We start from the raw sequence: 19,973 nt of genomic DNA, 5'->3' as shown, positions 1-19,973 counted from the left end.
GATCTCGATACCGTGCTTCTGGTCCTCATTTTCGGCCTGCACACTGTCCAGTGCCTTGGCCGCACGCAGAAGCGCCACGCCGCCACCTGGCAACACGCCTTCCTCGACCGCAGCGCGCGTCGCATGCATGGCATCGTCGACGCGGTCCTTGCGTTCCTTGACCTCGATCTCGGTCGAGCCGCCGACGCGGATGACGGCGACGCCGCCAGCGAGCTTGGCCAGCCGCTCCTGCAGCTTTTCCTTGTCGTAGTCGGAGGTAGTCTCCTGGATCTGCGCCTTGATCTGGCTGATGCGGCCCTGGATCTCGCTCTTCGAGCCGGCGCCGTCCACGATGGTGGTGTTCTCCTTCTCGATCACCACCTTCTTGGCGCGGCCGAGCATGTTGAGCGTGACGTTTTCGAGCTTGATACCGAGATCTTCCGAGATCGCGGTGCCGCCGGTGAGGATGGCAATATCCTCTAGCATCGCCTTGCGGCGATCGCCAAAGCCGGGCGCCTTGACGGCCGCGACCTTGAGGCCTCCGCGCAGCTTGTTGACGACCAGCGTCGCCAACGCCTCACCCTCGACATCCTCGGCGATGATCAGCAGCGGTTTGGACGACTGCACCACAGCCTCCAGCACCGGCAGTAGTGCCTGCAGGTTGGACAACTTCTTCTCGTGGATCAGCACGTAAGGCTCTTCGAGCTCCACGCGCATCTTGTCCTGGTTGGTGATGAAATACGGGCTGAGATAGCCGCGGTCGAACTGCATGCCTTCGACAACTTCCAGTTCGGTTTCCGCGGTTTTCGCTTCCTCGACCGTAATCACGCCCTCATTGCCGACCTTCTGCATCGCCTCGGCGAGGAAGCGGCCGATTTCGACATCGCCATTGGCCGAGATGGTGCCGACCTGGGCGATCTCGTCATTTTTGGTCACCTTACGGGCGTTGGTCTTCAACTCCTGGACAATCGCCTCGACGGCCTTGTCGATGCCGCGCTTCAGGTCCATCGGGTTCATCCCCGAGGCGACGGCCTTCGCCCCTTCCTTGACGATCGCCTGGGCGAGCACCGTTGCGGTCGTGGTGCCGTCACCGGCGATATCGCTGGTTTTCGAGGCAACCTCGCGCACCATCTGCGCTCCCATGTTCTCGAACTTGTCCTCGAGCTCGATTTCCTTGGCGACGGTGACGCCGTCCTTGGTGATGCGCGGCGCACCAAACGACTTGTCGATGACGACGTTACGGCCCTTGGGGCCGAGGGTGACCTTCACCGCATTGGCCAGGATATCGACACCGCGCAGCATCTTCTCGCGGGCTTCGGTATGGAATTTGACGTCCTTGGCAGCCATTTTTCAACTCCTTCCTTAGGCAGCATTTTGACGGATTAAGACCCTCGCTCAGGCGGCCTTCCTGGCCTGGATTTCGGTCTCGATCACGCCCATCACGTCGCTTTCTTTCATGATAAGCAGGTCTTCGCTGTTGAGCTTGATCTCAGTGCCGGACCATTTGCCGAACAAGATGCGGTCGCCGACCTTGACGTCGAGCGGCGTGAGCTTGCCACTTTCGTCGCGCGCGCCCGGGCCGATGGCGATGACTTCGCCCTCCTGCGGCTTCTCCTTGGCAGTGTCGGGAATAATGATGCCGCCGGCCGTCTTCTCCTCGGCCTCGATGCGGCGAACCAGGATACGGTCGTGCAATGGACGGAACGTCATGTCGTTCTCCTTCAGGACAAACAGATTTTTAAGGTTCCTCCACACCGGACCGGCAATATCGGGCAGGTGCGGGGCGCCGCGACCCTTCTTCAGGCATCGCGCGCATATCGACCTAGTTTTGCATTTTTTGAGTTTCAAGAGGTCGCTGAAAAAATTTTGGCACTCGGCATTTCGGAGTGCTAGCGACATGAATTCATGAAGCTATTTTGCCAGGGCGCACGATTTTCAGGTCTTGAAATTCGGTCCGAACTCCACGAATTTTTTGCAGTTGGAGTCCCGAAAGGGGCACGGCAACACCAAAGATGCCAAGGAGATTGTTAGGAAGCGGAGACCATCGATGGAACGAACCTTGTCGAAGAACATCCTCTCGATCGCCCCTGAAGCCTCTGATCCTTCGCTTGATCGCCTGCTCTTCCCGGCGCGGCACCTTAATCACCCCGATGAGGTAGTGGGCGACCGCACGCTCGACATTCAGGAAAAGCGCGCCATTCTAGCCTCATGGGCGTCGGATGCTTGTGCCGTCGAATCTATGCCCGCGTTGCGAAAGCCACCGGGTGCTGCGAGCCCGGTGACATTTGACGCGGTCATGGATGCACTTCGCCGCCTGGACGATAGTCGCGGCGAGATTAGCTGCGATTTCAAGGAACGGTGGGACCGAGAAAGCCCGCAAGGACTTGAGGCTTAAACGCATCTAAGAAGGGGTAGAGAAGCATAGTCAGCAGGGAATTCCAGCTGCAGATGGAGGGCTGCGGTCTCACAACCGCGGAGATCCATTACCACCTTCCCGATCATCCAAGCCTTTTACAGCTCTATGTCTGGCAGGAATACGATCTTGCACCGGAATTCCCGACCCTGAAAGGGTTTCTGGATTACTGGGAGCGCGAACTCGAAGGCGCGCTCCATTCCGTGCGCGTCGCTCATCGCCGCCTGATCCGGCCTTGCGAATGGCAGGCCGTAGACGGCATCTTCACTCTTCAATAGCCGGCGCCCGGGTCTGCCCTGGCCGGGTCCGCCAGGTCGCCGTCATCGGGCTATCAAAGACGGTCGCACCAGAGCCCTCTTTGTTGATGCTGATGGCGGTGTGCAGCAACCACAGCGCCAAAAAGCCGATGCGCCCGAATCTGTCAGTTCCACTGGTTTTGAGGAACGGACGAGAACGAGCATCGCAGGGGTCGTGGCGCCACTCTGGGACTTCGCGCGACGGGTTCTCCTAGAAGGGAGGCTCAATCTCCGCCCGCCGTCGGTGGTTAGTGCGTCCGATTTCCTGGAAACTGTGATCGCGCCATTTGGTGGTTGAATGCCGCGGCCTCCTCAGCAGTATCGAACGCCCTTGCAGTCACGGTGCCATCAGCTGCCAGAATGACCGCAAGAAACGGGAATCCGCGCACTGGCGGTTTGTACACGACGTATGCAGGCTTCGCGTTTTTCATATCCTGATTGTACTGGCCCAATGCGACTTGGCCAAGCGGCAGTAGGACACGCTCCTTTCTAGTTGCTACCGCATCCGATTCATAAAGGTGCTGGCCGTTCGTCTCGTCAGCTCCCCTTGAACTGAAAAGAGGTGCTTCCAATCTTTTTCCTATGTGCCGAGTGCGACTTGCCGGATGTCGAGTCGAATAGGAGCGGGAGGAACGCATGGTAACGATCTTCTTTGAAAATCCCGGTTCCGTCCTGGTTTGCCGTGGCGTTCGCCAAGCTCGCCGGCATGCTTTTGCCGGGAACTGATCATCGCCGCGCATGGTGGGGAAGGATCAGTTGCCCCACGGTTTGAAGGGGAGGTCACCAATGGAAAGTGCAACGTTCAAACAGCCGATTTTCGTAAGAGACGACGGCTATGGTGTCCAAAAGATCGGCTGTATCATGGATGCGATAGAGTTTCTGGAAGAATGGTCGGTTGAAAGGCGCGGCCTCCTCCACGCAGCGGCGTCTGATGCATGCTACACCGCCTACGATGGTCGGAAGTCTGTCGAGGCAGCGAACAAGGCCTTTACGGCTTGGGCACGCAGGGTCGGTGTCATCGAGGACGTGCCCGCAGCGCCGCCATGGATGACAGGGCCGAAGATCAGCAAACCAGACCATATCTTGGAAAGTGAGGGCTAAATCCTTTTAGAAGGTCAGGGCTAGATTCACTTTAGAAGGTGAGGGCTAGATTCACTGCGGCGGTAATCTACCGCCGCAGCATCGGAGCGGTGCGTCTCCCGGGCAACGTGAGCGGGAAAGCGGAGCCCCCTTACTTCAGCACCGAACTTCCCAAGCGGATCGCGCGACTAAGCGCGTCAGCCTGAATGGCAAGCCGCCCGCGGCATCTTCACGCTTCGCCCGGTCCGCTTTGGCCGGATCTGCCAGGTCGCCTTCGTCGTCGGGCTCGATCAGGCTTGCGAATGACATCGGGCGCGTGCTCGCCGGGCCGGATCTGCGCGAATGGATCGATAAGCACGGGGGCGAGCCAATGAGCATGACGCAGCCCGAGTTCGTCCGCTTCGTGGAGAGCGAGAGTGAAGGCGCGGCGCGACTCATGAAGGTCGCCAGTGTCAAGCCTTGATGGCCGACCGTCTAACGAGCTGCCTGCGTAATTCGCGCAATGAAGGGATATTCCTGTGCGCATGCGCCAGACTCGCATGCGCTTTCGCCAAAGGGAATCTCAAGCCGGACTCTTATGTTAGGCCGATACCACTAGGACGGGTGGCAAAAAAGAGAGCGGGCAATGCAACCCATAGACAGTCCGCTGGCAGTCGTCCGATCGGTGCGATCCTCGATCGCTGGACTCAAGATTCTGGACATCGGTTGCGGTACGGGCAACTTTGCTGGGCAGGTTGCTGCCGAGGGCGCAGAGGCGGTCGGCGTTGATCCGGGCGTGGATGCCATACGAGCTGCCATGGAGGCTGTTCCGCAGGCCAAGTTCTTCGAAGGCGTGGCGGAGGCTCTTCCTTTCGACAACGCGACATTCGACATTGGCATCATGATCAATGCGCTCCACCATGTTCCCGAAATGGCGATGCAGGCAGCGCTTGGCGAAGCAGCGCGTGTAATCAGGCCAGACGGCGTCGTGATCATTATCGAGCCGTTGCCGACCGGCAATTTCTTCTCCGCCCTTCGATTGATCGAAGACGAGACCGTTGTCCGACAAGCGGCGCAACGCGCGATCGAAACGGCCACACTGTCTGGAGTGCTCGTTCGGGTGGCGACGCTGAACTACATTCGTCGTGAGGTCTTTCGAACCGTGGACGGCTTCTTGGATCGCATCATAGCCGTCGATCCATCGCGACGCGAAATTGTGGCACAAGACGAATCTGCAATTAGAGCTGCCGTGCTCGCGGCGGCAGAACACAACAACGAAGGTTCACTTGTCTTCGACCAGCCCATCAAGGCGGATATTCTCGAACGCGCCTGATCTGAGTTTCATTTCCCGGGATCCCTCGGGCGACCTGAAGCCCAAGGATCGCTTTCTGCGCCAATTGCCGACATTTGTCGTAGGTCTGCTCAACGTCCGGGTTGGGTCAGATCACGTCGATGCCCGCGCCGGCCTAAAGGTCCGCTTCTGATAATTCGAGCCTCGAAGTTGCCGGTCCGCTCGCGGCCCTCCATTGAAATCCCGTCACACTTGTAACTCTCAGCTCCCCCTCCGCCCGAGATAGCGTCTTCGTATCGAAACCGTTGGAAACGGCGAATTCGACCGGAGGACCGCAAATGACGATGTTTGCAGCAAAAGAGAAAGCCACTTCGTTGCTCGGGCAGGCGGTCGATTTTGCCGGCTGGCTCGGGCTCGCCGCCGCACCGACCTTCGCACTGATGGCCTGGATTTCTGCCCTCGGCTCGCCGGGCATGACCATGTGCTCTGCTGCCTCGCCTTTCATGCCGATCAACGACATGGCCCTGATGTATCTGCTGATGAGCCTCTTTCACGTATCGCAGTGGCTGAAGCACTTTTCCGCCTGTTCGCATCACCGCAACACTTCCGTCACCCAAACCGAAGGAGACTGACAATGCAACACGCTGTTGTTTCACGCGATGACTGGCTAACCGCCCGCCGGGACCTCCTGCAAGCGGAGAAGGAACTCACCCATCTTCGCGACAAGGTCGCACGCGATCGGCTCGCCCTGCCATGGGTGCGTATCGAGAAGGAATACGTCTTTGACACGCCGGATGGTCCGCGTGCGCTCGCCGATCTCTTCGACGGCCGTTCGCAACTTCTCGTACAACATTTCATGTTCGCGCCGGGATGGAAGGAAGGCTGCCCGAGTTGCTCATTCATGGCTGATCACACCGACGGCATGAACAAGCATCTGGCGCATCACGATGTTACCATGATCACCGTCTCGCGCGCGCCGCTTACCGAGATCGAGCGCTATCGCAGACGTATGGGCTGGCAGTTCCGATGGGTGTCCTCGAACGGCAATCCGTTCAACTACGATTTCCGGGTCAGTTTCACGCCCGAAGAGGTCGCCACCGGGCACATCGACTACAACTTCGGCGAATGGCGGGAAACCGGCGAGGAATGGCCTGGCCTGAGCGCCTTCTACAAGGATGAGGCTGGCGATGTCTTTCACACCTACTCCACCTTCGGCCGCGGTGTAGAGGTGATGATGGGCACCTACGCCATGCTCGACCTCATGCCAAAGGGGCGCAACGAAGCTGAGGGAATGGACTGGGTGCGCCGCCACGACCGCTACGCGTAGACCCGCGGGGGACGGTGGAATGATGCCCGGATGGTAAACGATATTCGTCGCACCTACAAAGCGGCGCAGTTTGTGCTCAACCACCTTTCCGTGTCACAGGGGTTCAATCTATTCTGAAGAACCAACCTGGGATGGAGATGTTGTAGCATGGCAAAGCTCGTCTTCGGAATGAACCAGTCCCTAGACGGCTACGTCGACCACCTGGAAATACGGACAGGCCCCGCGCTCTTTCGTCACTGGATAGAGCACGTGCGCGACCTGACCGGCAGTGTGTACGGTCGCCGCATGTACGAGGTGATGCGGTATTGGGACGAAGACCGTCCTGAGTGGAGTGCGGAACAACACGAGTTCGCGGCGGCGTGGAGGAGCCAACCGAAGTGGGTCGTATCGCGCTCGTTGAAGTCAGTCGGCCCCAACGCCACACTTGTTTCGGATGACATCGAGACGGTGATACGGGGGCTGAAGGCTCAGCTCGTTGGGGAGATTGCCGTTTCCGGACCAGACCTGGCGCGAAGCCTGACCGACCTTGGTCTTATTGATGAGTATCGACTCTACTTCCACCCCGTCGTGCTTGGTCGCGGCAAGCCATTCTTCGCCGGTCCCCGGCCGCCGCTCCGCCTTATGGCCAGCGATCGAATTGGCGAGGACGCGATCAGGTTGACGTACGTTCCTGCCTAATCACGCGACTCGCCCGACGAACTGCGCCGACGCGTCAGGCCCGCTTTGGGTCGTAACGAAGCGACCGCTTGTCGGTATCTTCGTCCCGATAGCGGACCTTCCGCATTCGGTCCCAAATATGACGTTTGACCGTCGGGGCGGGGTGCTGTTATATCCACGGCAAGCGTCGCCGGCGACCTGCCGCGCGTCAGTCGCGCGATACGGACAGCCCCGCGAGAAGCGGCGCGTACTCGGCGAGCCTGCAGGATACGAACTCGGTGAAGAGCCGCACGCGCTTCGTCTTGCGTGTCTCCCCCTGTGTGAGAAGCCAGAGCGTTCCGTACATGTGCAGGTCGGTACCCGGCACCCTCACCAGTAGGGGGTCGGCATCGCCAATGAAGCACGGCAGTGTCGTCATCCCGAGCCCTTGCCGTACAGCAACGATCTGCGCCTCGGCGTCCGTGGTCCTGAATGGAACCCCCGTGGTGCGAACCTCACCCTCGCTGGCCCATTCCGGAATTCCATGAATGCTTATGACGATCCACCGGATGGGATCAGGCGCGCCCGCACGCCACGCGGCTAGTCGATCGCAGGACATGTAGACGCCGCCGAACAGCTCCGGTCCCTTCAGGCCGTGAAGATTGAGCGGCAGGGTTTTGCGGTCGTAGACGACGCGGATCGCGACGTCGGCCTCTCGGTTGGTCAGATTTGCCAGCTCGCCGGACGACAAGATTTCCATCTCGATGTCCGGATGCAGACGCGCGAAATCGGCGAAGTCCGGCATGAGCAGGTGTGTCGCGAGGGGCGGTGCCAGCGTCACCCGCAGAAGCCCGCGCACGCTCTGGTCGCGACCGAAGACGCGCGTCTCCAGCTGGTGCGACGACACTTCCATCTGTTCCGCGAGCTCGAGGACTTCCTCCCCCGCAGCCGTCAGGCGATAGCCCGAAGGCAGCTTTTCGAACATGTGCGCCCCGAGGCGGTCCTCGAGTTGGGCGATGCGTCGCAGCACGGTCGCGTGGTTCACACCGAGGCGCTTGGCGGCGGCCCGCACCGAGCCTCCGCGTGCGACGGCAAGAAAGTAGCGAACGTCATCCCAGTCGATCATGGTGCAATCCCGCACCGCGCGGTGCGCCTTCCAAAGCCCTAACTTATCGTACAGTACAGGGCGGCCATCGTAACACTTTCCGACGAGCGGGGCCCAATTCCGAACGGCGGAACCTTATCGACGCGGCTGCAGTTAATAGCCGTACCGGATCGATTTCGCACCACCGATGTGCGCGCTTCCGCACTCAACGCCTGACCCCGGCAGCCCCATGTTCAAGGTCTCGGGCGTTCCCGAATGACCAAGGCGGAAGCCTGGAAGGATGCACGACATGACCAGACTGAATGGAAAGACCGCCGTCATCACCGGCGGCGCCACCGGCATCGGCCGCGCCGCAGCAAAGCGATTCGTCGAGGAGGGCGCCTTCGTCTTCATCTTCAGCCGCCGACAGGAAGCGCTCGACGCCGCTGTGGCGGACCTCGGGCCCAATGCCCGCGCGGTGAAAGGCTCGGTCTCGAATGAGGCCGACCTCGACCGACTCTACGCGGCTGTGAAGGCTGAGCGCGGAAGCCTCGATATCGTCTTCGCCAATGCCGGGGCCGGAGGCCCGCTTCCGCTCGGCCAGATCACCGCCGAGCACATTGACGAAACCTTCGACACCAATGTGAAGGGCACGATCTTCACGGTCCAGAAGGCGTTGCCGTTGATGGGCCCAAGCGGTTCGATCATCCTGACCGGATCGAGCGCCGGCACCACGGGCGCCCCGGGATTCACTGCCTACAGCGCGAGCAAGGCGGCAGTGCGCAATCTCGCGCGGACCTGGGCGGAGGACCTGAAGGGCACCGGCATCCGGGTAAATGTGTTGTCGCCCGGGGCGACGGCGACCGAACTCGCGAAGGAAGCGCTGGGCGAGGAGGGCCAGAAGGCCTACGGCGCGATGACTCCGCTCCAGCGCATGGCCGATCCGGCGGAGATCGGGGCCGTTGCCGCCTTCCTCGCGTCGCCGGACAGCAGCTTCATGACCGGCAGCGAGGTCGCCGTCGACGGCGGCCTAGCCCAACTCTGACGCACTAGGCCCGGCCGGGCGCTCCATTTGATCGTTCGGAGCGCCGTAGGGCGTGACAACCCAAGGAGAATACATATGAGCTACGCAATTATCGGCTTCGGCAATATCGGCCAGGCTTTGGCCAAGGCGTTTGCCCGCAAAGGCATCGAAGTATCCGTTGCAACCACGCGCGACCCGGAACGCTTTGCATCCGCTGCGGCCGCGGTCGGTCCCACGATCATCCCCAAAAAATTGGCGGACGCCCTCGAGGCGGACATCATCTTTTTGGCTGTCCGTTTCGAGTCGCACCCAGAGGTCGCGAAGGCGCTCGCCACCTGGCAGGGGAAGACCATCGTCGATGTGACCAATGCCTACGGCGTGCCTCCTGAAAAACTGGGGGGACAGCCTTCTTCCAAGTTCGTTGCACAGGCATTCTCTGGTGCAAAACTAGTCAAGGGCTTCAACCATCTGGTCGCTGCCGTCCTTGATCAGGATCCGGCCGTGCATGGTGGCAGGAGGGTCGTGTTCCTGGCGAGCGACGATGACGACGCCGCAGCGGAGATTGGTGTGCTTGCGGGAAAGCTCGGTTTCGTGCCGATCAAACTTGGCGGGCTTTCGGAAGGCGGATTGCTAGTCCAGGCGCGCGGAAATAGCTGGGGTCAACTGATCTTCAAGGACTTGGTCAAGTTCGACTGATGAACACGACGTGCCAGCCGGCAGGGCCACGATGCACGGATCGGATCGAGCACGATGCGATCCATGCGAAATGAAGAAATTCCCATGAACATTGAGAAGAACATCCAGACCGTCAAGGACTTCTTCGCCGCGATCGGCCGCGGCGACAGGGAGGCTCTGCTGGCGCTGGTCGCCGAGGACATCGAGTGGATCATTCCGGGCGAGGACTGGCCGCTGGCCGGAACGCGCCATGGACACGCCGGGCTGGCGGATTTGCTTGAGACGGCATCCAAGTCGATAGAAACGTCCACGGAACCCCGGGAGTTCGTGGCGCAAGGAGACCGGGTGCTCGTGCTCGGCTTCGCGAGGGGAAGGATCAAAGCCACGAACAAGACGTTCGAGGACGACTGGATCTTCGCCATCACCGTCCGGGACGGCAGACTGTCCAACATCCGGGAATACGTCGACACACAAGCACTGGCGCGCGCCGCGCAGATGGGCGCGGCCGGGCCTGCATAGCACTGGTCATCTTCGGCCATCGGTTCGGGGTAGACGGTAGATCAGCCGAAAATCGCCCCATTGTACGCCGCGCGCTCGTCTAATGCCCAACCGTAAAGGAGATTCCGATGTACGACCAATCCAAGGTATCCGAGTTGATCCGGTTCGCACGAGTAGATGCGGGCTCCACTGTCATTGACGTCTACCCAGGCGACGGCGATTGGACGCGCCTGTTCTCCGACGTCGTGGGCCCCGAAGGTCGGGTCTACAGCTTCGTGCCGGCCGAAGTCGCCGACTTCAAGAACGATCCGGTTGGCCGCATGCGGACGCTCGCGAAGGAGCCGGGCCGAGAGAACGTCGAAGCCGTCTCAGCGGACCTCGTCGCGATGCCGCAGGCCACGCAACCAGCGGATGTGCTGTGGCTGCACCTGTTCTACCACGATCTCCACACCGCGCTGATTCAGAAGAAGGGCGCGACGGCGGCCCAGTTCAATCGAGCCGTCTACGAGCGGCTGAAGCCCGGTGGGTCGTACGTCATCGTCGACCACGCCGCCGCCGTCGGGGCGGGCACGAGCGACGCCCAGTCGCTGCATCGTATTGAGCCTGCCTCCGTTCGGGAGGAGGTGGTGGCGGCCGGCTTCGTACTGGACGCGGAAAGCACCATCCTCGCGAACAGGGACGATTCGCACTCGATCAAGGTCTTCGATCCCTCGATCAAAGGCGAGACCGATCGCTTCGCCTTTCGATTTTTGAAGATCTGACACTGGGCCACTCGCCAACGATGAGGTCGGCTCTCGGACGGGACGCGGCTTCGACAAATGCGACGACCCATTGTGGGTCGGTTTCGGAACGACAGCTTACCGCAGAAGTTGGTTGAAACCGGATCGCCCGTGTCGGCCCATTGACGTCATTCCGGATCGTCCCGTTGACAGGCGCTCGGTATTCTTCTTTGCGGCCCATCTTAGCCGTCTAGCGAGTCTGTCGCCCGGTCTCAGAAGCCGCCGTCCGTTCACGGCCCGGTGGGTCTGTCGGGAGGCCGGGGTGTCCCTCGCTAGTCAGAGCGACGCCGTTTGGGACTTGTCCGTCGGGTAGCTTAAGCGACACAAGTGCCTGGCTTTAGCCCGATGGCGGGGCAGCCACAGGGTGGACATTTCAGCCCACATGGAAAATGATCATGTTGCCATGCACAACACTGCAGTGATCTGATCTCGACGAGAAGCCTGAGCGTAGAAGCGGATCAACCGGCCTCCGGGTCCAGCGAGCGAGGACGCAAATGGACACCCCAGAGAATGGGCAATTGCATCGCGACGCGGGCGGGCGACCCTGTCGATCGGCCGGCTGGCTTGCCCGCGCCGCCGTGTCGGCGGCATTCCTGCTCGGCATGGCTTTCAGCACTGCGTTTGCGCAGGACCAGCAGCTACCCGTGGTGACGGCGGCCAAGCCGGTGGTCCGTGAAATCGTCGAAGACGACGAGTTCGTCGGGCGCTTCGAAGCCGTCGACCAGGTCGCCATCCGTTCGCGCGTCAGCGGCTATCTGGACAAGGTCAGCTTCCAGGACGGCGCACTGGTCAACAAGGGCGACCTGCTCTTCACCATAGACCAGCGTCCGTACCAGGCGGCTTATGATGCCGCCAAGTCGCAAGTGGACGTCGCCAAGAGTCTGCTCGAATTCTCCAAGATGCAGCTGGATCGCGCCGACGAACTCGCCAAGACCGGCAATATCTCAACCGCGACGGTCGATGACCGCCGGCGGGAATACCTTTCGGCGCAGGCGCAGATGCAGGGCGCGACGGCTGCGCTGACGACGGCCAGCCTGAACATGGAATTCACCGAGATCAAGGCGCCCTTGTCCGGCCGCATCGACCGCCGGCTGGTGTCGGTCGGCAACCTCGTGCAGCCGGATTCCACCTTGCTGACGACCATCGTTACGCGCGATCCGATCGACTTCTATTTCGACGTCGATGAGCGCCTGTATTTCAGCTACGCCCGCGACGCGAAGGAGCGTGGCGGCAGCATGCAGGAAGGCGCCGGCGGGCTCGAGGTGGTGGTTCGCGTCGCCGACCGCGCGGAGGCGGTATTCAAAGGCAAGCTCGATTTTGCCGAGAACCGGATCGACAACGCGACCGGCACCATGCGGGTGCGTGCAAGGTTTCCCAACGCCGACGGCATTCTCCAGCCAGGCATGTTCGGGCGCATCAACGTGCCGGGGTCGCTGCCGCATAGCGGCGTGCTGGTGCCCGACGAGGCGATCGGCGCCGATCAGGATCGCCGCATCGTGTTCCTTGTGGATGGGGCCGGGATGGTGTCGGCGAAGCCCGTGCGCACCGGCCCGCGTCTCGACGGCTACCGGGTGATCCGCGAGGGCCTGACCGGCGACGAGACGATCATCGTCAACGGGCTGATGCACGCCAGGCCCGGCACCAAGGTGAAGGTCGAGATGGTGACGTTGTCGCCCAAGGCCGAGACCGCCGAGTTGCAGCAATGAGGTTCGCACATTTCTTCGTCGACCGTCCGATCTTCGCATCGGTCGTTTCGATCGTCCTGCTGATCCTCGGCGGGATCGCTTATACCCAGCTTCCGGTCGCGCAATATCCCGAGATCGCGCCGCCGACCATCGTCGTTCGCGCGCAGTATCCGGGCGCCGACGCCGAGACGGTCGCAGCGACGGTGGCGACGCCGATCGAGCAGGAGATCAACGGCGTCGAGGGCATGCTCTACATGTCGTCCTATTCGTCGGGCGACGGGGCGATGGCGCTGACCATCACCTTCAAGCTGGGCACCGATCTCGACCAGGCGCAGGTGCTGGTGCAGAACCGCGTGTCGGTCGCCCAGCCGCGCCTGCCCGAAGAAGTCCGCCGCCTCGGCATCACCACCACCAAGAGCTCGCCCGACCTGATGATGGTCGTGCACATGCTGTCGCCCGACAACACCTACGACCAGCTCTACGTCTCGAACTACGCCCGCTCGCGGGTGCGCGACATACTGCTCAGACTCGACGGCGTCGGCGACCTCATCATCTTCGGCGAACGCGAATATTCGCTGCGCATCTGGCTCGATCCGGAAAAACTGTCCGCCCTGGGGATGACCTCGGGCGATGTGGTCCAGGCGCTGCGCGACCAGAACGTCCAGGTGTCGGGCGGCTCGATCGGCGCGCCGCCGACCAGCACCGGCACGGCGTTCCAGTACACGGTCACCACGCAAGGCCGCTTCAACGACGCACGTGACTTCCGATATGTGATCGTCAAATCGACCGACGACGGCCGCCTGATCTCGCTGCAGGACGTGGCGCGCATCGAGCTCGGCGCCAAGGATTACGTCACCAACTCCTATCTCAACGGCAAACCGGCGGTGGCGCTCGCCATCTTCCAGCGGCCGGGCACCAATGCGCTCGCCGCAGCCGCGGAGATCCAGGACAAGATGAAGGAGCTTTCCCGCGACTTCCCGAAGGGGTTGAGCTACGACATCGTCTACAATCCGACCGAGTTCGTCGCCGAGTCTATCCAGGAGGTCTACAAGACGATCCTCGAGGCGATGCTGCTGGTCATCATCGTCATCATCGTCTTCCTGCAATCGTGGCGCATGGCGATCGTGCCGATCGTGGCGATCCCCGTGTCGCTGATCGGCACGCTGGCGGTGCTTTACGCCGCCGGCTTCTCGCTCAACATGCTGACGCTGTTCGGCCTCGTTCTGGCGATCGGCATCGTCGTCGACGATGCGATCGTCGTGGTCGAGAACGTCGAGCGCAATATCGCCAGAGGGCTGGCGCCCAATCCGGCGTCGCACCTGACCATGGACGAAGTCGGAACGGCGGTCATCGCGATCTCGCTGGTGCTGATAGCCGTGTTCGTGCCAACAGCCTTCATCCCCGGCATTTCTGGGCAGTTCTACCTGCAGTTTGCGATCACCATCGCGGTGTCGACGGCGATCTCGGCATTCAATTCGCTGACGCTTTCGCCGGCGCTGGCCGCACTGCTGTTCAAGCCGCACCACGCCGCGGCGGCGCCGCCGCGCTTTTTCCTGGCGCGGTTCGGACGGGCGCTCGCCGACGGCTTCAATCGCGGCTTCGACAGGGTCGCCCATTGGTATTCGAGCATCATCCGCGTGCTGGTCGGCTCGTGGATAACGATCGCCGCCATGCTGGCCGTTCTTGCGGCCCTCATCTACGCCACGGTCTACATGGTGCAGGCGGTGCCGCGCGGTTTCATTCCGTCGCTCGACCAGGGCTATGCGATCGTCGTCGTCCAGTTGCCGGACGGCGCCTCGCTATCGAGGACCGATGCGGTCATCCAGCAGGCGTCGCAGATCATCCAGAAAACGCCAGGCGTCGACTACGCAGTCGCCTTCGCCGGCTTCTCCGGCGCGACCTTCACCAACGCCAGCAACGCGGGCGTGATCTTCGCCAGGTTCAAGCCGTTTGACGAGCGACTGAAAGCCGGCCAGTCGGCGACCCATGTCATCGGCAATCTGTTCGGCAGCCTGCAAAGCATCAAGGAAGCCTTCATTATCGCACTGCCGCCGCCGCCGATCCGCGGCGTCGGCAATGCCGGCGGCTTCAAGCTGCAGATCCAGGAGCGCAACAGCGCCGACATGCGGCAGATCCTGGCGCTTGCCAACGAAATCGCTGGCAAGGCCAACAAGACGCCGGGGCTGACGGGCGTGTTCACCACGTTCTCCGCGTCGAGCCCGCAATTCTTCCTGGCGATCGATCGCGACAAGGCGCGCATCCTGAACGTGCCGATCCCCAACATCTTCGAGACGCTGTCGATCAATTTGGGCACCGCCTACGTCAACGACTTCAACGCCTTCGGGCGCGTCTACCAGGTGCGGGCGCAGGCCGACCAGGCGTTCCGCCTCGATCGCGCCGACATCTTGAAACTGAAGGTGCGCTCGGCGACCGGCGCGCTGGTTCCGCTCGGCACGTTGATCGAGATCCGCGACGTCACCGGCCCGGCGCTGGTCCAGCGCTACAACATGTACGTCTCGGTGCCGCTGCAGGGCAACGCCGCGCCCGGCGTTTCCACGGGCGACGCGCTGGCATTGATGGAAGGGATCACGGCAAAGACGCTGCCGGCCGGTACCTCCTATGAATGGACCGAGCTCGCCTATCAGGAGCGCAACACCGGCAATGCCGCTGTCTATATCTTCGGACTGTCGGTGCTGTTCGTGTTCCTGGCGCTGGCGGCGCAATATGAAAGCTGGGTGCTGCCGTTCGCCATTGTGCTGGTGGTGCCGCTCGGCGTGCTCGCGGCGTTGCTCGGCGTGTCTTTCCGAGGGCTGGACAACAACATCCTCGTGCAGATCGGCCTCATCGTGCTGATCGGGCTTGCCGCCAAGAACGCGATCCTGATCGTCGAATTCGCGCGGCAGGCGCAGGAACGCGGCCTGTCGGCCGCCGAGGCTGCCGTCGAAGCCTGCCGGCTCAGGCTGCGGCCGATCCTGATGACCGCCTTCTCGTTCATCCTCGGCGTCGTGCCGCTGATGATCGCAACGGGCCCGGGCGCGGAAATGCGCCAGTCGCTCGGCACCGCGGTGTTCTCCGGCATGCTCGGCGTCACCTTCGTCGGCCTGTTCCTGACGCCGGTGTTCTACGTCACGCTCAGGTCGCTGTTTTCACGGCGCAAGCCCCGTGCCGAGGCCGAGCCTTCGGGGCCGGCAGAGGCCCCATCGGAGACGGCCGCCGAGTAGGGTTACGAATTCGCCGCGTCGGGCGCGGCTTATCACTCCAGAAAATCGGCGCGGCGCGGCAACGGCCACGGTCCGCGCGACCTCGGCGTCGCGGGTGCGCCAATTCCTGACGTTTGCGCTCGGCGCAGCCAGGTCGCAAGTTGGCTTGAATCTCTTGGCGACAACATGTATACATGATGTCTATGAGTGAGCGACATCAATCACAACGCCCGGCCATAGGGCAACGCGCCGATGCTGCGCAGGACGTGGTCTACCGCTGGCTGAAGCAGCATGTGCTGACCTTGCCTAGCCGCGAGGGCACGTTCCTTACCGAGGCGGAGGTTTGCCGCGAGACGGGAACGTCGCGGACGCCGGTGCGCGAGGCGCTGTTGAGGCTCGAAGCAGACGGCCTCCTGCAGATCGTGCCGAAAAAGGGCGCCTATGTTCCGCCGATCACCGAGGCGGAGATCGAAGCTGTCATGCAGGCCCGCGGCTTGGTGGAGGAGTGGTGCGCAGGGCGGGCAGCCGGCTTTGGTGACATGCTTGCGGCGGAACTCGACAGGCTGATCGCCCGACAGGTGGAGGTGCGGCACGATCCCGTGGCGTTCATCGAATGCGACCGGGAGTTTCATCGCACGATCGTGCGCGCCGCCGGCAATCCGGTGCTCGCCGACTTCTATGAGAGCCTGCGGGACCGCCAGTTGCGGATGGGCGTGCATGCCATCACGATCTCCGGCGGCCGCGGCGACAGCGTGCTTGCCGAGCACGCAGCGATCGTCGAGGGCATACGCCGCGGACAGCCCGAACAGGCGGCCGCGGCCGTCGCCCAGCATCTGGCGCGGACGCTCGTCGCCTTGCGGCTGCCGACCGCGGCAGGCTGGGGCTCGGTTGCAACCGCGCGTAGCGCGGCGGTGGCACGGTAAGAGGGCGGCCGCGGCGTTCGCATCGGCGATGCGAACGGTCGAGACACACAGTGGCGGCGGGCAGTTGGTCAACGGAATTGGTGAATTGACTATTGTGACTTAACCGATCGGTGCCGAAAGGGCCGGGCATGATGATCGACAGGGAAACGGCTTTCGACGTGCGCGCGTTCCGCCAGGCGCTTGGACAGTTTCCGACCGGCGTCTGCGTCGTCACCTGTGTGGCCGATGGCGAGCAACTCGGCATGACGATGAGTTCGTTCAACTCGCTCTCTCTCGATCCACCACTCGTCCTGTTCAGCATCGACGGTCGTTCAGCCAGCTTACCGCTCTGGCAAAAGGCAGCCAGTTACACGGTCAATGTACTCTCGGAAAACCAGAAGGACATTTCGAACCGCTTCGCCAAGCCGCTTTCCAACAAGTGGGAGGGGATGCGGTTCGAGCAAGGCCGCTCTGGCGCCCCGGTGCTGCCCGGCGCGGCGGCGCTGTTCGACTGCGAGCCGTGGGCTAGGCACGAAGCCGGCGACCACGTGCTGTTCATCGCCAGGGTGAAGCACTTTCGGTCCTTCGCCGACCGGCAACCGCTCGTTTTCGGCAAGGGGCGTTACGCATCACTGCAGCCAACGGAGTTCGCGGCGCCGCTTTGGCCGCTCGACATCCACTACTGATCGCGGAGGGTAAGATGATCAAGACTGGGGCGCAGCATATCGAGATGCTGAGAGATGGCAGGCAAGTCTATATCGATGGCCAGATGGCCGGTGACGTCACCGTGCATCCAGCCTTCCGCCAGACGATCCGGTCGGTCAGCACGCTCTACGACTTCCAGGCGCGGCCGGATAACCGGGAGTTGATGACCTTTGAAGTTCCCGAAAGCGGCGGGCAGCGGGCCAATCGCATCTGGCAGTTGCCGCGCAGCCATGCCGAGCTCGTCGAACGGCGCAAGGCGCTGGAAGCCTGGACGGAGCTTCATTACGGCTTTCTTGGCCGCGCCCCAGACCATGTCGCCTCCTGCATTTCCGGCATGTTCATGGGGATCGAGGTCTTCGAGGCCTATGACAAGGCGCGAGCCGCAGCACTCGCCGATTATTACCGCTACGCCCGGGACAACGAACTCTATCTCACCTACGTCATCATCAATCCACAGGCCGACCGCTCGAAGTCCGCGGGTGAGCAGCAAGACCGCTTCCTCACCGCCGGCGTCGTCGACCAGGACGCAGCAGGCCTGACAATCCGCGGCGCCAAGATGCTGGCGACCGGCGGCATCATGGCAAACGAGGTGTTCGTCACCTGCATCCAGCCGCTGCGGGAGGGCGACGAGCCCTATGCTGTGTCCTTTGCCGTGCCGATGAATGCCGGGGGGCTAAAGATCCTGTCGCGCAAATCCTACGAGGAGAGCGCCGCCAGTGTCTTCGATAATCCACTCGCCAGCCGCTTCGACGAGAACGATGCCGTGCTCTACTTCGACAATGTGAAAGTTCCCTGGGAGCGCGTCTTTATCAACGGGGACATCGCCATGTGCCAACGGCAGTTCCATGCCACGCCGGCGCATGTCTTCCAGAACTACCAGGCGCAGATCCGCCTGATGGTGAAGATGCGCTTCCTTGTTGGCATCGCCCGGCGCATCGCCGAGACCAACGGCGTCATCAACTTTCCGCAGGTGCGCGAGACGCTGGGAGTCCTGGCAGCGCAGAACACCATGGTCGACGCGTTAGTATACGCCATGGAGGTGAAGGGCCGCATGCTTGGCGCCTATTTCGTACCCGATGCGCATACGCTCTATTCGGCTCAGGTGCTGACACAGCAACTCTATGCCGAGGTGATCCTCGCCTTGCGCGACTTGGCGGGCGGCGGACTGATCATGCTGCCGTCTTCCGTCCAGGATTTCGCCGATCCGGAGCTGTGCAGTCTGATTGAAAAGACACAGCAATCGCCGGTCACTTCGTCGAAGGGCCGGGTAAAGTTCTTCAAGCTGGCCTGGGATGCGATCGGCTCAGAGTTCGCCTCACGCCACACGCAATACGAGATGTTCTATGCCGGCGCCACCTTCGTGACAAAGGGGCACAGCTTCCGCACCTTCGACTGGGACCGCTGCACGCAGCTCGTCGACCACATGCTTGACAGCTATTCGCTGGACGACGAGGTCGGCCGTGCCGCTCCGGTTGCCGCTTGAGGTTTGCCATGCCGATCCGAAAGGAACACAAGGAATTTCACACGATCGACATGACCGGGGAGGGCTGGCATTCGCCGCCTGGTTACCCGCCCGGCATCGAGCAGAAGATTCTTGCCGGCCGGCTCGACGAGGCAGGCAAGACCGGGAACCGCACGCGGCTGCTGCGGTTTGCGCCGGGTGCCTATACGACGGTGCAGTTCGTGCATGAGTACTGGGAAGAGGTCTATCTGTTATCGGGAGTCCTCATCGTCGGCGGATGCTCGGTCGAAGAGCCGTCGCTGAGCTTTGCCCCGAACACCTACGCCTGCCGGCCGCCTGGCGTCTATCACGGTCCCTTCCGGTCGCATACCGGGTGCCTGTTGCTCGAGCTTCACTACTACGAGACTTGATTTTTTTCGAATGATGTTCCGCTCCCAAGCGCCTGCGGACTCTCTCGCTTTAGTGCGCCACCGAGTCATAAAACGTCTGGCAACAGTGCGTCTCTGACGTTCAGAATGTCTGTTGCGGGTCAGTTCACGTCGATGCATGGGGGCGCCTGAATGTCCGCTTCTCACATTCCAGGCCTCGAAGCCGCAAGTCCGCTTCCGGCCCAATCTGGTCATCCGATGTGGGCCTTAGCGATCTTTCCGAGCCGTGAGAGTAGCGCGCCGTTTAATTAGCCACAATGTCAACATGACTGACCCGCCGGGTTGCGCATACGCAGAATCGATTTTGATGGCAGCTTTGCGCCGCATTTCGGCCGTAGAAACCAGCATCGCCCTTTCCTGAAAGCAGATGAGGTGGATGGCTCCCGCTCCCGGCATCACAGTGCCACAGTGGGTTTGCTGTCAGGCAACCCGAGCTAAGGAGCCATCCGCCATGCAGATTACCACCGTGGGCCTTGATCTGGCCAAGCGCATTTTTCAAGTTCACGCCGTCGACGCGTCTGGAGACGTTG

At 61.9% G+C, this 19,973-nt stretch carries 21 protein-coding genes; 17 read left to right on the top strand and 4 right to left on the bottom strand.

Features of this window, described 5'->3' with window-relative positions:
- Positions 1-1,326, bottom strand: a 1,326-nt coding sequence (groL, locus tag ACFX5Q_RS33775) for a chaperonin GroEL (protein ID WP_404284784.1), incomplete at its 3' end; no start/stop codon positions are given.
- A 48-nt stretch (positions 1,327-1,374) separates the two neighbouring features.
- On the bottom strand, positions 1,375-1,689 hold the full coding sequence (locus ACFX5Q_RS33770) for a co-chaperone GroES (RefSeq protein WP_404284782.1): 315 nt from the start codon (positions 1,687-1,689) through the stop codon (positions 1,375-1,377).
- 337 nt (positions 1,690-2,026) lie between these two features.
- Between ACFX5Q_RS33770 and ACFX5Q_RS33765 the strand changes: the two genes are divergently transcribed.
- The 7 genes from ACFX5Q_RS33765 to ACFX5Q_RS33735 all read left to right on the top strand — a co-directional run bounded on the left by ACFX5Q_RS33765 (position 2,027) and on the right by ACFX5Q_RS33735 (position 7,043).
- Positions 2,027-2,374: a hypothetical protein gene (locus tag ACFX5Q_RS33765; protein ID WP_404284780.1), complete on the top strand. Its 348-nt coding sequence runs from the start codon at positions 2,027-2,029 to the stop codon at positions 2,372-2,374.
- Between the two features lie 53 nt (positions 2,375-2,427).
- Entirely contained in the window at positions 2,428-2,670 is a 243-nt protein-coding gene (locus tag ACFX5Q_RS33760; protein ID WP_404284779.1) for an usg protein, read from the top strand.
- A gap of 804 nt (positions 2,671-3,474) precedes the next feature.
- Positions 3,475-3,789 carry a DUF982 domain-containing protein gene (locus ACFX5Q_RS33755; RefSeq protein ID WP_404284777.1) on the top strand — a complete coding sequence of 105 codons (315 nt, stop codon included), beginning with the start codon at positions 3,475-3,477 and terminating at the stop codon, positions 3,787-3,789.
- A gap of 604 nt (positions 3,790-4,393) precedes the next feature.
- Positions 4,394-5,080: a class I SAM-dependent methyltransferase gene (locus ACFX5Q_RS33750; RefSeq protein ID WP_404284776.1), complete on the top strand. Its 687-nt coding sequence runs from the start codon at positions 4,394-4,396 to the stop codon at positions 5,078-5,080.
- A 296-nt stretch (positions 5,081-5,376) separates the two neighbouring features.
- Positions 5,377-5,670 carry a hypothetical protein gene (locus ACFX5Q_RS33745; protein WP_404284774.1) on the top strand — a complete coding sequence of 98 codons (294 nt, stop codon included), beginning with the start codon at positions 5,377-5,379 and terminating at the stop codon, positions 5,668-5,670.
- A gap of 2 nt (positions 5,671-5,672) precedes the next feature.
- The gene (locus ACFX5Q_RS33740) at positions 5,673-6,365 is read left to right on the top strand and encodes a DUF899 domain-containing protein (protein WP_404284772.1); all 693 of its coding nucleotides are present in this window, start codon (positions 5,673-5,675) and stop codon (positions 6,363-6,365) included.
- A 147-nt stretch (positions 6,366-6,512) separates the two neighbouring features.
- A complete protein-coding gene (locus ACFX5Q_RS33735) occupies positions 6,513-7,043 on the top strand; it encodes a dihydrofolate reductase family protein (RefSeq protein ID WP_404284771.1) in 531 nt (176 codons plus the stop codon).
- A gap of 187 nt (positions 7,044-7,230) precedes the next feature.
- Here ACFX5Q_RS33735 and ACFX5Q_RS33730 read toward each other — a convergent pair whose 3' ends face one another.
- Positions 7,231-8,127 carry a LysR family transcriptional regulator gene (locus tag ACFX5Q_RS33730; RefSeq protein WP_404284769.1) on the bottom strand — a complete coding sequence of 299 codons (897 nt, stop codon included), beginning with the start codon at positions 8,125-8,127 and terminating at the stop codon, positions 7,231-7,233.
- 268 nt (positions 8,128-8,395) lie between these two features.
- Between ACFX5Q_RS33730 and ACFX5Q_RS33725 the strand changes: the two genes are divergently transcribed.
- From ACFX5Q_RS33725 to ACFX5Q_RS33680, 10 genes are all read left to right on the top strand, one after another.
- Entirely contained in the window at positions 8,396-9,130 is a 735-nt protein-coding gene (locus ACFX5Q_RS33725) for an SDR family NAD(P)-dependent oxidoreductase (RefSeq protein WP_404284788.1), read from the top strand.
- Between the two features lie 75 nt (positions 9,131-9,205).
- A complete protein-coding gene (locus tag ACFX5Q_RS33720; protein WP_404284767.1) occupies positions 9,206-9,805 on the top strand; it encodes an NADPH-dependent F420 reductase in 600 nt (199 codons plus the stop codon).
- Between the two features lie 84 nt (positions 9,806-9,889).
- On the top strand, positions 9,890-10,303 hold the full coding sequence (locus ACFX5Q_RS33715; protein WP_404284765.1) for a nuclear transport factor 2 family protein: 414 nt from the start codon (positions 9,890-9,892) through the stop codon (positions 10,301-10,303).
- A gap of 107 nt (positions 10,304-10,410) precedes the next feature.
- Positions 10,411-11,043 carry a class I SAM-dependent methyltransferase gene (locus ACFX5Q_RS33710; protein ID WP_404284763.1) on the top strand — a complete coding sequence of 211 codons (633 nt, stop codon included), beginning with the start codon at positions 10,411-10,413 and terminating at the stop codon, positions 11,041-11,043.
- Between the two features lie 620 nt (positions 11,044-11,663).
- On the top strand, positions 11,664-12,767 hold the full coding sequence (locus ACFX5Q_RS33705; RefSeq protein WP_404284786.1) for an efflux RND transporter periplasmic adaptor subunit: 1,104 nt from the start codon (positions 11,664-11,666) through the stop codon (positions 12,765-12,767).
- Positions 12,764-15,967: an efflux RND transporter permease subunit gene (locus ACFX5Q_RS33700; RefSeq protein WP_404284761.1), complete on the top strand. Its 3,204-nt coding sequence runs from the start codon at positions 12,764-12,766 to the stop codon at positions 15,965-15,967. The genes ACFX5Q_RS33705 and ACFX5Q_RS33700 overlap by 4 nt, the downstream gene beginning before the upstream one ends.
- A gap of 245 nt (positions 15,968-16,212) precedes the next feature.
- Complete coding sequence (locus ACFX5Q_RS33695; protein WP_404284759.1) at positions 16,213-16,869, top strand: GntR family transcriptional regulator; 657 nt, start codon at positions 16,213-16,215, stop codon at positions 16,867-16,869.
- A 128-nt stretch (positions 16,870-16,997) separates the two neighbouring features.
- On the top strand, positions 16,998-17,534 hold the full coding sequence (locus tag ACFX5Q_RS33690; RefSeq protein WP_404284757.1) for a flavin reductase family protein: 537 nt from the start codon (positions 16,998-17,000) through the stop codon (positions 17,532-17,534).
- A gap of 14 nt (positions 17,535-17,548) precedes the next feature.
- A complete protein-coding gene (locus tag ACFX5Q_RS33685) occupies positions 17,549-19,036 on the top strand; it encodes a 4-hydroxyphenylacetate 3-hydroxylase family protein (protein WP_404284755.1) in 1,488 nt (495 codons plus the stop codon).
- A gap of 8 nt (positions 19,037-19,044) precedes the next feature.
- A complete protein-coding gene (locus ACFX5Q_RS33680; protein ID WP_404284753.1) occupies positions 19,045-19,425 on the top strand; it encodes a cupin in 381 nt (126 codons plus the stop codon).
- Positions 19,426-19,687: 262 nt separating this feature from the next.
- Here the strand turns inward: ACFX5Q_RS33680 and ACFX5Q_RS33675 are convergent.
- Positions 19,688-19,973: hypothetical protein (locus ACFX5Q_RS33675; protein ID WP_404284790.1), on the bottom strand; the 286-nt coding region annotated here is incomplete at its 5' end.

It is taken from the genome of Mesorhizobium sp. IMUNJ 23033 (assembly GCF_044778005.1).
Lineage (GTDB): Bacteria > Pseudomonadota > Alphaproteobacteria > Rhizobiales > Rhizobiaceae > Mesorhizobium > Mesorhizobium amorphae_A.
The sequence above is the reverse complement of the archived record's forward strand: the minus strand, read 5'-3'. Positions and strand labels throughout refer to the sequence as shown.